Source organism: Pseudomonas resinovorans NBRC 106553 (genome assembly GCF_000412695.1).
Taxonomy (GTDB): domain Bacteria; phylum Pseudomonadota; class Gammaproteobacteria; order Pseudomonadales; family Pseudomonadaceae; genus Metapseudomonas; species Metapseudomonas resinovorans_A.
The window spans coordinates 3068033-3082991 of sequence record NC_021499.1 but is presented as its reverse complement, the minus strand read 5'-3'; the positions used below and the strand labels follow the sequence as shown (position 1 = coordinate 3082991).

At 63.2% G+C, this 14959-nt stretch carries 11 protein-coding genes; 9 read left to right on the top strand and 2 right to left on the bottom strand.

Translation table 11 applies throughout. The annotated features are described in order from the left end of the window. The first annotated feature begins 209 nt into the window (after window positions 1-209). The 5 genes from glcD to PCA10_RS13830 all read left to right on the top strand — a co-directional run bounded on the left by glcD (window position 210) and on the right by PCA10_RS13830 (window position 6697). The gene (gene glcD / locus PCA10_RS13850; protein WP_016492722.1) at window positions 210-1709 is read left to right on the top strand and encodes a glycolate oxidase subunit GlcD; all 1500 of its coding nucleotides are present in this window, start codon (window positions 210-212) and stop codon (window positions 1707-1709) included. Then, window positions 1709-2764, top strand: coding sequence for a glycolate oxidase subunit GlcE (gene glcE, locus PCA10_RS13845; RefSeq protein WP_016492721.1), 1056 nt, complete (start codon window positions 1709-1711; stop codon window positions 2762-2764). Before glcD ends, glcE begins: the two co-directional genes overlap by 1 nt. An 8-nt stretch (window positions 2765-2772) precedes the next feature. Beyond that, on the top strand, window positions 2773-3990 hold the full coding sequence (glcF, locus tag PCA10_RS13840; RefSeq protein ID WP_016492720.1) for a glycolate oxidase subunit GlcF: 1218 nt from the start codon (window positions 2773-2775) through the stop codon (window positions 3988-3990). Window positions 3991-4101: 111 nt separating this feature from the next. Next, window positions 4102-4503: a heme-binding protein gene (locus tag PCA10_RS13835; protein WP_016492719.1), complete on the top strand. Its 402-nt coding sequence runs from the start codon at window positions 4102-4104 to the stop codon at window positions 4501-4503. A gap of 19 nt (window positions 4504-4522) precedes the next feature. Then, complete coding sequence (locus PCA10_RS13830; protein WP_016492718.1) at window positions 4523-6697, top strand: malate synthase G; 2175 nt, start codon at window positions 4523-4525, stop codon at window positions 6695-6697. 71 nt (window positions 6698-6768) lie between these two features. Here the strand turns inward: PCA10_RS13830 and PCA10_RS13825 are convergent, their stop codons facing one another. Together PCA10_RS13825 and PCA10_RS13820 are read right to left on the bottom strand one after the other, a co-directional pair. Further along, window positions 6769-7959: an MFS transporter gene (locus PCA10_RS13825; protein WP_016492717.1), complete on the bottom strand. Its 1191-nt coding sequence runs from the start codon at window positions 7957-7959 to the stop codon at window positions 6769-6771. A 76-nt stretch (window positions 7960-8035) separates the two neighbouring features. Further along, window positions 8036-10063: a methyl-accepting chemotaxis protein gene (locus PCA10_RS13820; RefSeq protein WP_016492716.1), complete on the bottom strand. Its 2028-nt coding sequence runs from the start codon at window positions 10061-10063 to the stop codon at window positions 8036-8038. A 134-nt stretch (window positions 10064-10197) separates the two neighbouring features. On the opposite strand from PCA10_RS13820, the gene PCA10_RS13815 reads away from it, so the two are divergent. From PCA10_RS13815 to PCA10_RS13800, 4 genes are all read left to right on the top strand, one after another. Further along, window positions 10198-11385: an acetyl-CoA C-acyltransferase family protein gene (locus PCA10_RS13815; protein WP_016492715.1), complete on the top strand. Its 1188-nt coding sequence runs from the start codon at window positions 10198-10200 to the stop codon at window positions 11383-11385. Between the two features lie 173 nt (window positions 11386-11558). Continuing rightward, the gene (locus tag PCA10_RS13810) at window positions 11559-12746 is read left to right on the top strand and encodes an amidohydrolase family protein (RefSeq protein WP_016492714.1); all 1188 of its coding nucleotides are present in this window, start codon (window positions 11559-11561) and stop codon (window positions 12744-12746) included. Between the two features lie 27 nt (window positions 12747-12773). Beyond that, window positions 12774-14060: an amidohydrolase family protein gene (locus tag PCA10_RS13805; RefSeq protein WP_016492713.1), complete on the top strand. Its 1287-nt coding sequence runs from the start codon at window positions 12774-12776 to the stop codon at window positions 14058-14060. Window positions 14061-14136: 76 nt separating this feature from the next. Next, on the top strand, window positions 14137-14943 hold the full coding sequence (locus PCA10_RS13800) for a metal-dependent hydrolase (RefSeq protein WP_016492712.1): 807 nt from the start codon (window positions 14137-14139) through the stop codon (window positions 14941-14943). The last annotated feature ends 16 nt before the right edge of the window (window positions 14944-14959 follow it).

The window sequence follows — 14959 nt, the reverse complement described above, 5'->3', positions numbered from 1 at the left end:
TGCTAAACACCCTTTCAAGGCTTGAATGAAACTCCCTACAGCATAGAGACCGCTTTAGTAGCAATGAACAACCTTAGCTCTATTTGTCACAGAAACTGGTAGGACCAGTTGACAGACCAATGGACGGCCAGCTGAAGCGGGACCAATGATGGTTCTACAAACGCCCCGGCAAACGCTGGCGCCACAACAACAAGACCGATGAGCCTGCCATGAATATCCTCTACGACGAGCGCGTCGACGGCGCGCTGCCGAAGGTCGACAAAACCGCGCTGCTGGCCGAACTGCGCGAGCGGCTGCCCGACCTGGACATCCTCCACCAAGAGGAAGACCTCAAACCCTACGAATGCGACGGCCTGTCCGCCTACCGCACTACGCCGATGCTGGTGGTGCTACCCGAGCGTGTTGAGCAGGTGGAACAGTTGCTCAAGCTCTGCCATGAGCACCAGGTACCGGTGGTGGCCCGCGGTGCTGGCACCGGACTTTCCGGCGGAGCCCTGCCCCTTGAGCAGGGCATCCTGCTGGTGATGGCGCGCTTCAACCGCATCCTCGAAGTGAACCCGTCCGGGCGCTTCGCCCGGGTCCAGCCTGGCGTGCGCAACTTGGCGATTTCCCAGGCGGCAGCGCCCTTCGACCTCTACTACGCACCGGACCCCTCCTCGCAGATCGCCTGCTCCATCGGCGGCAACGTGGCGGAGAACGCCGGCGGCGTGCACTGCCTCAAGTACGGGCTGACCGTGCACAACCTGCTCAAGGTGGACATCCTCACCGTGGAAGGCGAACGCCTTACCCTGGGCTCGGATGCGCTGGACAGCCCCGGCTTCGACCTGCTGGCACTGTTCACGGGCTCAGAAGGAATGCTCGGCGTGATCACCGAGGTCACGGTCAAGCTGCTGCCCAAACCGCAGGTGGCCAAGGTGCTACTGGCGGCCTTCGATTCGGTGGAAAAGGCCGGCCGCGCGGTGGGCGACATCATTGCCGCCGGCATCATTCCCGGTGGCCTGGAGATGATGGACAACCTGGCCATTCGCGCCGCCGAGGACTTCATCCACGCCGGCTACCCGGTGGACGCCGAAGCCATCCTGCTCTGCGAACTGGACGGTGTTGAGGCGGACGTCCACGACGATTGCGAGCGGGTTCGCCAGGTGCTGGAAACAGCCGGCGCCACCGAAGTGCGCCTGGCTCGCGACGAAGCCGAGCGGGTGCGCTTCTGGGCCGGACGCAAGAATGCCTTCCCGGCGGTGGGCCGCATCTCGCCGGACTACTACTGCATGGACGGCACCATCCCACGCCGCGAACTGCCCGGCGTCCTGCGCGGAATTACTGAACTGTCGGCCGAGTACGGCCTGCGGGTGGCCAACGTGTTCCATGCCGGCGACGGCAACATGCACCCGCTGATCCTCTTCGATGCCAACCAGCCCGGAGAACTGGAGCGGGCCGAAGCTCTGGGCGGCAAGATCCTCGAACTCTGCGTGGCGGTGGGCGGCAGCATTACCGGCGAACACGGCGTGGGACGCGAAAAGATCAACCAGATGTGTGCCCAGTTCAACGCCGACGAACTGACCCTGTTCCACGGCGTGAAAGCAGCCTTCGACGCCACCGGCCTACTCAATCCCGGCAAGAACATCCCCACCCTGCACCGCTGCGCCGAGTTCGGCGCCATGCACGTGCACCATGGCCAAATGCCCTTCCCCGAACTGGAGCGCTTCTGATGAGCCAGACATCTTTCGATGCCAGTGCGCGGCTGCTGGAGCAGGTCAACGATGCCATCGCACAGCGCAAACCGTTGCGGATACAGGGCGGCGGCAGCAAGTCGCACCTAGGCCGCGTGCTGACAGGCGAGCTGCTGGATACCCGGGAACATCGTGGCATTGTCACTTACGACCCGACCGAGCTGGTAGTGACGGTACGCACTGGCACGCCGCTGGCGGAGCTGGAACAGACGCTGGATGAGCAAGGCCAACTGCTGGCCTGCGAACCACCGCACCTGGGAACCGATGCGACCGTGGGAGGCATGGTCGCCGCAGGCTTGTCCGGTCCGCGCCGCCCTTGGGCCGGCTCGGTGCGAGACTTCGTCCTCGGCACTCGCGTCATTACGGGCCAGGGCAAGCACCTCCGTTTCGGCGGCGAAGTGATGAAGAACGTTGCCGGCTATGACCTGTCACGCCTGATGGCCGGTAGTTTCGGCTGCCTTGGGGTGGTTACCGAAGTTTCCCTCAAGGTGCTGCCCAAACCCCGTGCCGTGGCCAACCTGCGCCTGGAGCTTGATCTGTCGCAAGCCCTGCAAAAGCTCGCCCAATGGGGCCAGCAGCCGCTGCCCATCAGCGCCGCCTGCCATGACGGCGAATACCTGCATCTGCGCCTGGAAGGCGGCGAGGGCTCGGTGGCCGCAGCTCGCGACCGCCTCGGCTGCGAAACCATCGGGCTCGATTTCTGGGAAGACTTGCGCGAACAGCGTCTGTCCTTCTTCAGCGATAAGCGCCCACTTTGGCGTGTCTCTCTGCCCAACAACACCCCGCCCCTGTTGCTTCCAGGAGCACAGCTGGTGGATTGGGGTGGTGCCCAACGCTGGTTGAAATCCGAGGCGCCGGCCGAAGACATCCGATCTGTAGTGAGCCACGCCGGCGGCCACGCAACCTGCTACGAAACCTGCGACAGCCCCTTCCAGCCGCTGCCGGCGGCGCTAATGCGCTACCACCGCCAGCTCAAGGCGCAACTGGACCCGCATGGGATCTTCAATCCCGGGCGGATGTACGCGGAAATCTGAGGCCGACCATGCAAACCCAATTAAGCGAACAAGCACGCGCCCTGCCGCGCGGCGAGGAAGCAGAAGCGATCCTGCGCTCCTGCGTGCACTGCGGCTTCTGCAATGCCACCTGCCCCACTTACCAGTTGCTCGGCGACGAACTCGACGGCCCACGCGGGCGCATCTACCTGATGAAACAGGTGCTCGAAGGCTTTGAACCCAGCGCCAGCACCCTGCAACACCTGGATCGTTGCCTGACCTGCCGCAACTGCGAAACCACCTGTCCCTCCGGCGTGCAGTACCACAACCTGCTGGATATCGGCCGCGCCGTGGTCGAGGAGTGGGTGCCACGCCCATTGGGCGAACGCGCTATCCGCGCCGGACTGCGCGCCGTGGTGCCTCATGCAGGGCTGTTCAAGACCCTTGTACGTACCGGCCATGCCTTCCGTCCCTTGTTGCCGGAGGCACTCAAGGCCAAGCTGCCCCGCCAGATTCGGCCAGCACAGCCACGCCCCGAGGTGCGCCATGAACGCCAGGTACTAATGCTGGAAGGCTGCGTGCAGCCCGGGCTCTCACCCAATACCAATGCCGCCGCCGCGCGTGTGCTGGACCGCCTCGGTATCAGCGTCGTCCCCGCCCGTGAAGCCGGTTGTTGCGGTGCCGTGGACTATCACCTAAACGCCCAGGACGCCGGCCTGGACCGGGCACGGCGCAACATTGACGCCTGGTGGCCGGCCATCGAAAACGGTGCCGAAGCAATCATCCAAACCGCCAGCGGCTGTGGCGCTTTCGTCAAGGAATACGGTCACCTGCTTAAGGATGACCCGCGTTACGCCGCCAAGGCTTCGCGTGTAGCGAATCTGGCAAAGGACCTGGTGGAAGTACTCCGCGATGCACAGTTGGAAAGCCTCGGTATCCGCAGCGACCTACGCCTTGCCTTCCACTGCCCTTGCACCCTGCAGCACGCGCAGAAGCTCGGCGGCGCGGTGGAAAACGTGCTCAGCCGGCTCGGCTTCCACCTGACCCCGGTGCCCGACGGACACCTTTGCTGCGGCTCGGCCGGCACCTACTCCATCACCCAGCCAGAACTGTCGCGGCAACTGCGCGATAACAAGCTCAACGCCCTGGAAAGCGGCCAGCCCCAGGTGATCGCCACCGCCAACATCGGCTGCCAGACCCACTTGGACGGCGCGGGTCGCACTCCGGTGCGACATTGGATTGAGCTGGTGGATGAGGCCATGGACTGACACAGCGCATCGCGCCGTTCGTAGCCCGGATGCAATCCGGGGCCGTCCTGGCGCTGCACTCCCCGAATTGCATCCGGGCTACATGAACTGAACACACTTGCGAGAAAAACCATGCAAACCAAAGCAGTGCTCAACCAGAACGAAGTCACCCGCATCCTCGCCGCCGCTCGCGCCGAGGCCGAAGCCAACCAGTGGACCGTGTCCATAGCCATCGTCGACGACGGCGGTCATCCGCTGGCATTGGAGCGTCTCGACGGTTGCGCACCGATTGGCGCCTACATCGCCACGGAGAAAGCTCGTACCGCCGCCCTCGGCCGCCGTGAATCCAAGGGCTACGAAGATATGGTCAACGGCGGGCGCAGCGCCTTTCTCTCGGCACCCTTGCTCACCTCCCTGGAGGGCGGTGTGCCGGTGATGGTGGACGGCCAGGTGGTCGGTGCCATCGGCGTGTCCGGTGTCAAGGCCGAGCAGGACGCCCAGATCGCCCGCGCCGGTGCCCAGTGCCTGGCCTGATTTTCAACGGAGAAACAGCATGACCGAACGCGTGAGTCGCCACCGCCTGCAGGTGGCCACTGAACTGGCTGCCTTTATCGAAAACGAAGCGCTGCCGGGCACCGGCCTGGACCAGGACAGGTTCTGGCAGGGCTTCAATGCCCTCGTCCACGACCTGGCGCCGAAGAACCGCGACCTCCTCGCCGAGCGGGATCGCCTGCAAAGCGAACTGGATAGCTGGCACCGCAGCCACCCAGGCCCCATCCGCGACATGTCGGCGTACCGCAAATTCCTGGGCGAGATAGGCTATCTGGCGGCGCAATCGAAGCAAGTGCAGGCCACGACCACTGATGTCGATCCGGAGCTCGCCGAACAGGCCGGGCCGCAATTGGTCGTCCCCATGTCCAACCCGCGTTACGCGCTGAACGCCGCTAACGCGCGCTGGGGTTCGCTTTACGACGCGCTCTACGGCACCGATGCCATCCCTGAAGACGACGGCGCGGAGAAAGGTGCCGACTACAATCCGGTGCGCGGCGCACGAGTGATTGCCTTTGCCCGCGCCTTCCTTGACCAGGCCGCGCCGCTAGCCGACGGCTCACATACCGAGGCTACCCGCTATCGGGTGGAGAATGGCCAGTTGCTGGTTAGCCTCGGCGACCGCCAGAGCACGCTGCGCGATCCACGGCGCTTCATCGGCTTCCAGGGCGCGGCACAAGCACCGAGCGCCATCCTGCTGAAAAACCACGGCCTGCACTTCGAGATCCAGATCGACACCAACCACCCCATTGGCACAACCGACGCCGCCGGGATCAAGGACGTGCTGCTGGAAGCCGCCCTCAGCGCCATCATGGATTGCGAGGACTCGGTGGCCGCGGTGGATGCCGCCGACAAGGTACAGGTCTATCGTAACTGGCTTGGCCTGATGAAGGGCGAGCTCACCGAAGAAGTCAGCAAGGGCGGCAAGACGTTCACCCGCAGCCTCAATGCCGACCGTAGCTACACGGCTGCTGACGGTTCGGCCCTGAGACTGCCCGGCCGTTCGCTGATGTTCGTGCGTAACGTCGGCCACCTGATGACCAACCCGGCCATCCTCGATGGCGAAGGTCGGGAGATTCCCGAAGGCATTCTCGACGGCGTGGTCACCACCCTCGCCTCGCTGCACGATCTGAAGAGCCGGCGCAACTCGCGGTGCGGCTCCATCTATATCGTCAAACCGAAAATGCATGGCCCGAGCGAAGTCGCCTTCGCCAATGAACTCTTCGGCCGCGTGGAGGATTTACTGAATCTGCCACGCCATACGCTGAAGATGGGGATCATGGACGAGGAGCGACGCACCAGTGTCAACCTCCAGGCCTGCATCAGCGCTGCCTCGGCACGAGTGGCGTTCATCAACACCGGCTTCCTCGACCGTACCGGCGATGAGATGCACACCGCCATGGAAGCTGGCCCGATGCTGCGCAAGGGCGATATGAAATCCACCGCCTGGATTCAGTCCTACGAGCGCAACAACGTGCTGGTGGGCCTAGCCTGCGGCCTGCGCGGCCGCGCGCAGATCGGCAAGGGCATGTGGGCCATGCCGGACCTGATGGCGGCCATGCTGGCGCAGAAGATCGCCCATCCCAAGGCCGGCGCCAACACCGCCTGGGTGCCCTCTCCAACTGCGGCTACCCTACACGCCTTGCATTACCACCAGGTGGATGTGCAGGAGGTGCAGCAGGAGCTGGAGCGCATCGATCTCGCCACCGAACGCGAAGGGTTGCTCAACGGCCTGCTGACGGTGCCGGTGGCCGAGAGGCCTGAGTGGGACGCCTCTGCCATTCGCGAAGAGCTGGAGAACAACGCCCAGGGCCTGCTCGGCTATGTGGTGCGCTGGGTAGAACAAGGTGTCGGCTGTTCCAAAGTGCCGGACATTCACGACGTGGGCCTGATGGAAGACCGCGCCACCCTGCGCATCTCCAGTCAACACATGGCCAACTGGCTCCGCCATGGCGTGGTCAGCCGCGACCAGGTTCTTGAGGTGCTACAGCGCATGGCCAAGGTGGTTGACCAGCAGAACGCTAGCGACCCGAACTACAGGCCCATGGCGCCGGACTTCGACTCTTCCGTTGCCTTCCAGGCCGCTTGTGCGCTGGTCTTCGAAGGTTGCGCGCAACCAAGCGGCTATACCGAACCTCTGCTGCATCGTTTCCGCTTGTCGTTCAAGAGCAGAAACTGACCTTCTCGCACCAAGCCGGCAAAGCCATCCGTTAACATGGATGGCTTGCCCCCCCTCCGCTTTTACCACCTTCAGTCCCGCACCGGCCCAGTCCCGGACGGCCAGAGTGCCGTTCCTGCCAGCAGTACCGCCAGTACCCAGAACGGTACTGTTGAGCCGATGCCGAGCAGCAGCGTCCCGGCCAATGGGCCGACCACGATGCCAAGCCCCTGCATTACCCCGATCGAACCCGCCGCTGCCCCCTGTTCGTGAGGCTCGACCGCATTCGTCGCCAGGGCCGCGAAGGCCGGGAACAACCAGCCCATGCCTAGGGCGGAAATGAAGAAGCTGACAGCAAGCAACATGACCGAGGAGGTCAGCGCGGTCATGAAAAAACCTGCCGCCGCAACCAAGCCGCCGATGCGGATGAGCCGCTGCGCCGACCAGCCCAGGCGACGCACCAGCAATTGCGCCAGGATCATGGCGAGACCGGTCAGCGTCAGCGCGAGGCTGGCGGCCCTGGCTGCGGAAACCGGCTCTAGGTGCAGGCGGTCAAGGGCATAAAAACCCGCGGTCATCTGCGCGGCACCTATGGCACTCACCACGACCAGACAGACCGTCATGGCCCGGCGTAAGCGAGGATCGGCCAAGCGCAAAAGTACCTTGCTGCGGTGGCGCAGGTGCTCATGACGCGGCAAGGTGTACCACAGGGCAAAAAAGCCGATTACAGGCAGCAACGCGGTGACATAAAGCGGCAAGGTCAGGTTGGATTGCGCCAGCAGGCCAGCCAGGGCCGGGCCAGCCACCATGCCGAAGGCGCCTGAGGCGCCCAGAGCCGCCAATGCTCCGGCCCGTTCGGCCGGGGCGTAGTGATCGGCGATCAGGGCCTGGGCCGTGGTAGGGATCGCAGAATAGAAAGCACCGACCGCGCCCCGGGTGAGCACCAGTCCGATGAATGCCAGTAACGCCGGAGGTAGCAGGCGCAGCGACAGAACGATGACCGCGCACATGCTCCAGTACGCCAAAATCACGCCTGCTGCACCCAGCAGCAGGGTATGCCGGCGTCCGTGGCGGTCGGCCATCGCTCCCCAGAACCGGGCCAGCAGCATCCACAGGATGCCACCCAGGGTGACAGCAAAGCCCGCCTGCCAGGGTTGCAGGCCTAGCAGGCGCGAGATTGGACCGGCCAGGGAGACAAACGAGACCACGGCCATGGTGCAGGCCATGTTGGCGAACAGCAAGGGTGGCAGGGACAGTACAGCGGGAGCTGAAGTTTCGCTCATCAGTTGGTCCTGTTTTGGGCTTCTGCGTCCGCCACATCGCAGACAAGCCGAGGGTGCGGAGGCGTCATGTGAGTCTTCAGATACGGAAAGTTCCGATCACCTGTTGAAGATTTCCCACTTGTCCGAGCAATTCCTCACTGGCTTGCTCGGCACGGGCTGCGTCCTTGGCAGTTCGCTCGCCCACCTGACTGATCCCCACCAGATTCTTGTCGATGTCCTGGGACACCGCAGTCTGCTGCTCGGCCGCCGCAGCGATCTGCTGACTCTGGTCGACAATGGTGCCGATGGCACCAAGGATGTTGTCCAACGCCGCCTCCACGTGGTCGGCCTGACTCGCGGTTGCCCCGGCCATCTGGTGGCTCTCGCCCATGGCCTTGACCGTTGCACCAACCCGGTTACGCAGGTTGACGATCATCTGCTCGATCTCGGTGGTGGACTGCTGAGTGCGCTGGGCGAGAGTACGCACTTCGTCGGCCACCACTGCGAATCCACGCCCCTGCTCGCCCGCTCGCGCCGCCTCGATAGCGGCATTGAGTGCCAGCAGGTTGGTCTGTTCGGCGATGCTCTTGATCACGTCCAGCACCTGGCCTATGGAATTACTGTCGGCAGCCAGCTGATTGATGACCAACATCGACTTGTCGATCTCCCCGGCCAAGGCTTGGATGTTCTCTACCTGACGACGAACCATGCCACGCCCGCGCACAGTCTCGTCATTGGCGCTGCGGGCACAGTCAGCAGCGGCCACGGCGCTACGTGCCACTTCCTGGGCCGTGGCGGACAGTTGGTTCATGGCCGTAGCAACCTGTTCGAGCTGGCCACGTTGCTCCGCCACGGCTCGAGAGCTGGCGGCCGAGACTGACTGCACCAACGCGGTCTGCTGACCGACCTGCAGGGCAACACCACTGACTCGGCGGATCAGGTCCTGGATCTGCCCCACAGTGCCGTTGAAGATGGTTCCCAAGTCAGCCAATTCGTCGCGGCTGTCGCCATGGAAACTTGCCGTCATGTCACCGGCCGCCACCTTGTGCATGACCCTCCCCAACTGGCCGAGCACGCCACGAGTAGAGAGGTAGAAGGCACTATAGAGGTAGAGGATCAGCAAGAAGATCGCCGCCAACGTTGCCAGCAGCAAGGTCATTTGCCGACGGGCCTCGGCGACACGCGCCTCGAGCTCTTCGCCAAGGACATTTAGCGCAGTTACACCTAGGCGCTGACTGGTCTGGCTGAACCCGGCCATTTGGTCGAAGAAGACGGTCCACGGCGTCTTCAGTTCTGTGGCATTCAGGACTTGCTCATCCACCAGCATACGGGCGCCGGTCACGCCATTGAGACTCTCACCTACCGCGTGAGCGAGATCCTGGTAGCCCTTGGCGCTCGCCAACAGATCCTCGGTCTTGAGTCCGTACTCACCACCCAGTTGCCCCAGTTCGACCACCAAGTTGTCGAGCAGAATGGTGTCGTTGGAACTGAGGAAGCCCTGGCCCAGCGCCGCCGCGCCCTGGGCACGTGCACTGTTCAGAAGTTGCATCACCTTTGGTGCCGTGATGCTGACCAACTCGGCCACCTGGCGCACAAGTGGCTGCGGATCCTGGCTGAGACCGACCTGAGCTACCAGGTAGATCAGGAACAGCTCGCAACGCTTGGCCAGCTGACCTGCAAGCTCCATTTTAGGAGCACCGCCATCGGCCCCGGCCAAACGCTGCAACCCTTCCCGCAGCTCATCTCGCTTCTGCCCGAATATGCGCTCCTGCTCGATGTCTGCGCCGCTCCATTCAAGTCGTTGCGCCAGTTCCACCGCACGAGCCTCGGCCGCACGAATGCGTTGATCGATGTCACTGCTCTTGTTCACCTGGCTGACCCGCACGCGAATCAGGGTGAGGTCCTTCAGTTGGTCCAGTTGGTACTGCAGATCGAGAGCCTGCTCCACCAGCGGCAGGCTACCCAGCAAGGCGCTGGCGTCGCTCCACTGGCGCTGGGCATCACGCACCAGGTAGTAGTTGGTGCCCAACAAAGGCACGAAGAACAGGGCGCTGATCAGGCTGAACTTCATGGCGAAGCTCAGACGATTCATCAGCAGTATCCCGGGATTCAGCACAACCTTCATCACGATGCCCTCATTGTTCTTGTTCAAGTGGCGTGGGTTGCAAGCCTCGGCGCTGGCAATGCCAACGGCGAATGCGGAATAATAACTGACTAGTAGTTATTTTTACAGCATCACGCCAAGCATGAGGAACGAAGATGAGCGAGCATGAAGTGGTAATCGTCAGCGGGGTTCGCACTGCGATCGGGGATTTCGGCGGCAGCCTGAAAGACCTACCGCCAACGGAACTGGGTGCCCTGGTGACAGAGGAAGCCCTGCGTCGAGCCAGCGTATCTGGTGAAGAAGTAGACCATGTGGTGTTCGGCAACGTGATCCACAGCGAAGCCCGGGACATGTACCTCAGCCGGGTAGTGGCCATGCAGGCTGGAATCGGCCAACAGGTTCCTGCCCTGACGCTGAACCGCCTGTGCGGTTCGGGCCTGCAGGCGATCATCAGCGCTGCCCAGGGCATCCTCCTTGGCGACAGCAAGGTCGCTGTGGCCGGCGGCGCGGAGAATATGAGCCGTGCACCCTACTCCAGCGCTACCAATCGATTCGGAGCGCGCATGGGTGATGTGAAACTGACCGACATGCTTACCGGCGCGCTCACCGACCCTTTCCACAATGTTCACATGGGAATCACCGCAGAGAATGTCGGCAAAGCCCACAGTATCTCCCGCGAAGAGCAGGACGCCCTGGCACTGGAGTCCCACCGTCGAGCAGCCGTCGCCATTGAGCAGGGTCACTTCCGCGAGCAGATCCTGCCGATCACCCTGAAAAGCCGAAAAGGTACGGTGCAGTTCGACACCGACGAGCACGTGCGTCGCGATGCTTCGCCGGACGACTTCACCAAGTTGAAACCTGTATTTGATCGTCAGTTCGGCAGCGTCACTGCTGGCAACGCTTCCGGACTGAACGATGGTGCCGCCGCGCTCGTGCTGATGGAGCGCGCCACCGCCGAGCGCCGAGGCATCAAGCCGTTGGCTCGCATCCTCTCGTATGGCCATGCCGGGGTGGACCCGTTGCAGATGGGCATTGGCCCGGTGCCGGCCTCGCGCCAGGCACTGGAACGCGCTGGCCTCAGCATTGCCGACCTTGACCTGATCGAAGCAAACGAAGCCTTCGCCGCCCAGGCATGTGCCGTCACCCGCGAACTGGGCCTGGACCCAGCCAGGGTCAATCCCAATGGCTCGGGCATCTCCCTTGGCCACCCGATAGGCGCCACCGGCGCCATCATCGCCATAAAGGCCATCTACGAGTTGCAACGCACTGGCGGACGCTACGCCCTGGTAACCATGTGCATTGGCGGCGGCCAGGGCATTGCCGTGGTGCTCGAACGCCTCTGAAGGCTTTCCTCCAGATCAGAGAACCGGCCCTTGTGGCCGGTTCTTTCTTTTCGGCTAACAAACAAATAACTGACATATATTCATTTATTGATCTAGATCAAGAGCCGCGAGAATCCGTCGGAATGTAATGGCTGCGGGCCTTCGACCCAACCACAACAACCGAGGATCTGCGCGTGAGCACTATCGACTACCCCATCTACGACTGCGACCAGCATTACTACGAAACACCGGACGCCTTCCTGCGCCACCTGCCCAAGCAGTTCCGCAACGACTTCCAGTACGTACAGATCAACGGCCGCACTAAACTGGCGGTGGGCGGCGTGATCTCCGACTACATCCCCAACCCGACCTTCGAGCATGTCGCCGATATTGGCTCCCACGAGGGCTGGTACCGTGGCAACAACCCCAAGGGACTGTCCCTGCGCGAGTACGGCGGCGCCCCGATTCCCTCTCGCCCCGCCTTTCACAACGGTGCCGAGCACCTAAAAGTGATGGACCAGGAGGGCATCCACGCGGCCATCATTCTGCCGACTCTGGCCTCGGTCATCGAGGAACGCCTGGAGCACAAGCCGGAAGCCATCCAAGCGCTGTTCCACTCGCTCAACCAGTGGGTCGCCGAGGAATACGGTTTCGGCAACGGCCGCCAGTTCCCGGCCGGCGCCATCAACCTGTCTGACTGTGAAACCGCCTGCAAGGAACTGGACTTCCTGCTCGCCGCCGGCGCCCGCTGCGTGCTGATCCGCCCCGCTCCGGTGGCCGGTATCCGCGGCAGCCGCTCCCACGGTTTCAAGGAGTTCGACCCATTCTGGGCGCGCATCAACGAGTCGAAGATCTTCGTCATCCACCACGTCTCCGACTCCGGCTACAACCGCATCTACCGCTGGTGGACCGCCGGTGGCCAGGGCGAATTCCGCCCATTCGAAAAGGACCCGTTCAACGAGATGCTCGACTGGATGGGCCGGCCGATTGCCGACTCGCTGTCGGCACTGGTCTGCCATGGCGTGTTCGACCGCTTCCCCGACGTACGCGTGGCGGTGCTGGAGAATGGCTCGGCGTGGCTGGAGCCGCTGCTCAAGCGCTTCGAGCACGTCTATTCGAAGATGCCCAAATCGTTCAAGCGTGACCCGGTGGAGAGCTTCCGCGAACACGTATTCCTGGCGCCCTTCTATGAGGACCCGGTGGACAAGGTAATCGAACTGCTCGGCGCCGACCGCGTGCTATTCGGCAGCGACTGGCCGCACCCGGAGGGCCTCAAGCGCCCGCTGGACTTCTTCAAGGACATCGCAAACCTGTCCGATGCCGATACCAAGAAGATCATGCACAGCAACCTCAAGGGCCTGCTCGAAGGCGCCCGCGACTGAGTCCAGCGACAACAAGAGGGTACAACCATGGACATGAACGATCTCATTCTTATCAGCGTCGATGATCACGTCATCGAACCGCCGAACCTGTTCGACAAGCACCTGCCGGCCAAGTACAGGGATGTCGCGCCGCGCCTGGTGACCGACGAAAAAGGCGCCGATACCTGGGTCTACGACGGCCAGGTGATCCCCAACTTCGGCCTCAACGCCGTGGTCGGCCGCCCGCCGGAAGAGTACGGCATGGAACCGACCGCCTACAGCCAGATCCGCCGCGGCACCTTCGACGTGGCCAAGCGCGTGGAGGATATGAACGCCGATGGCGTGCTGGCCTCGATTTGCTTTCCGACCTTCCCGCACTTCGCCGGTAACCGGCTGATCGCTTCCAGCGACAAGCAGGCCGCTCTGGCCATAGTGCAAGCCTACAACGACTGGCATATCGACGAGTGGTGCGCCGCCGCCCCTGGCCGCTTCATCCCGCTGGCGATCCTTCCGTTGTGGGACGTTCAGGCCTGCGTGGCCGAGCTCAAGCGCGTGGCTGCCAAGGGCTGCCGCACCGTGACCTTCCCGGACAACCCGGCGGCCGTCGGCCTGCCGAGCATCCACCTGGGCTACTGGGACCCGCTGTGGCAGGCGGCTGTCGAGGAGCGCATCGTCATCAGCAGCCACATCGGTTCCGGCAACCAGGCGCCGCACTCGTCGATGGACTCGCCGATCGACGCCTGGATCGTGACCATGCCCATGGCCATCTCCGGGGCCGCTGCCGACTGGCTGTTCTCGCCGGTGTTCAAGAAGTTCCCCGATCTGCGGCTGTCGCTGGCCGAGGGTGGAATCGGCTGGATTCCCTACCTATTGGAACGCGCCGATTTCGTCTACAAGCACCACCATGCCTGGACCAACGCTGACTTCGGCGAGCTGCTACCCAGCGAACTGTTCAAGCGCAATGTGTTGACCTGCTTCATCGACGACCAGTTCGGCCTGCACAGCACCGACTTCCTGAACATGGACATGGTTGCCTGGGAGTGCGATTACCCGCATTCGGACTGCGTCTGGCCAAATTCGCCGGAAACCGTCTGGGGGGCGATCAAACACCTGCCCAACGAGATGATCGACAAAACCACCCACCTCAACGCTATGCGCGAGTTCCGCTTCGACCCGTTCGCCATCCTCGGCCGCGAGAACTGCACCGTGGGTGCCCTGCGCGCCCAGGCCAGGCACGTCAACGTGACGCCGGTTCCCGGCATGGGCGGACACAACCCGTCGAACCGCCATGGCAACCCGGTCACCTCCGGTGAAGTAGTCAAGCTATTCGCCTGACCTCCCCGGCCTGGGCGCTAGCCGTGCGTCCAGGCCGTTGGCCTTGGCTCCCGAAAACCATCCGCAAGGAGATTCCATGCGCGTTCGCAGCCCCGCAATCGATTTCGCCAACGTACGCCCCGACTGGGCGCCGAACCGCGAGTTCGCCCAGTACTACAACGCCGCATCCACCGTACCCGCCCACATCGAACCCTTCCTGGTAAAGGTGATGATGCGCGCCCGCGACGAACTGGCCTCTCGGCCTGGCCAGCAGCGCCTGCTGGAGGAGGTCGACATCTTCATCAAGCAGGAAGTGCAGCACTGCAAGCGCCACCTAGCCTTCAACCAGCGCCTGTACGAGAGCGGCTACGCCGGCATGTGCAAGCTGGAGGCGACCTATGAGGCCGATTATCGGCGCTGGCTGAAAGACAAGCCACTACGTTTCCTGCTGGCCTACTCCGAAGGCTTCGAGGCCATGGGCTCGTCCAGTGCCGAAGTGTTTTTCACCGACCTGGACGATTACCTGGAAGGTGCCGATGAAAGCGCTGTGACCCTGTGGAAATGGCACCTCGCCGAGGAATTCGAGCACCGCAGCGTCTGCTACGACGTGTACAAGGCGCTCTACGGACACGGCCTGCGCGGCTACCTGTACCGCCTGTATGGCTTCATCTACGCGATTGCCCACATCGGTCGGCACGTCAAACGGATCAATGCCTACCTGCTCGAGCAGGACCGCCGCAATCTATCGGAGGCAGACCACGCCGCCTCGGTCGAGCGCGAGCGGGTGGTCAAGCGGCACCTCGCCAGGGCCAGTCTGCCCCGCCTGCTCAAGGTGTTCTCGCCACGCTACGACCCGGCTCTCAAGAAGGCTCCTGCAGGTATGGCGCAGTATCTGAACCTCTGAGGCGGACTTGCTCAGG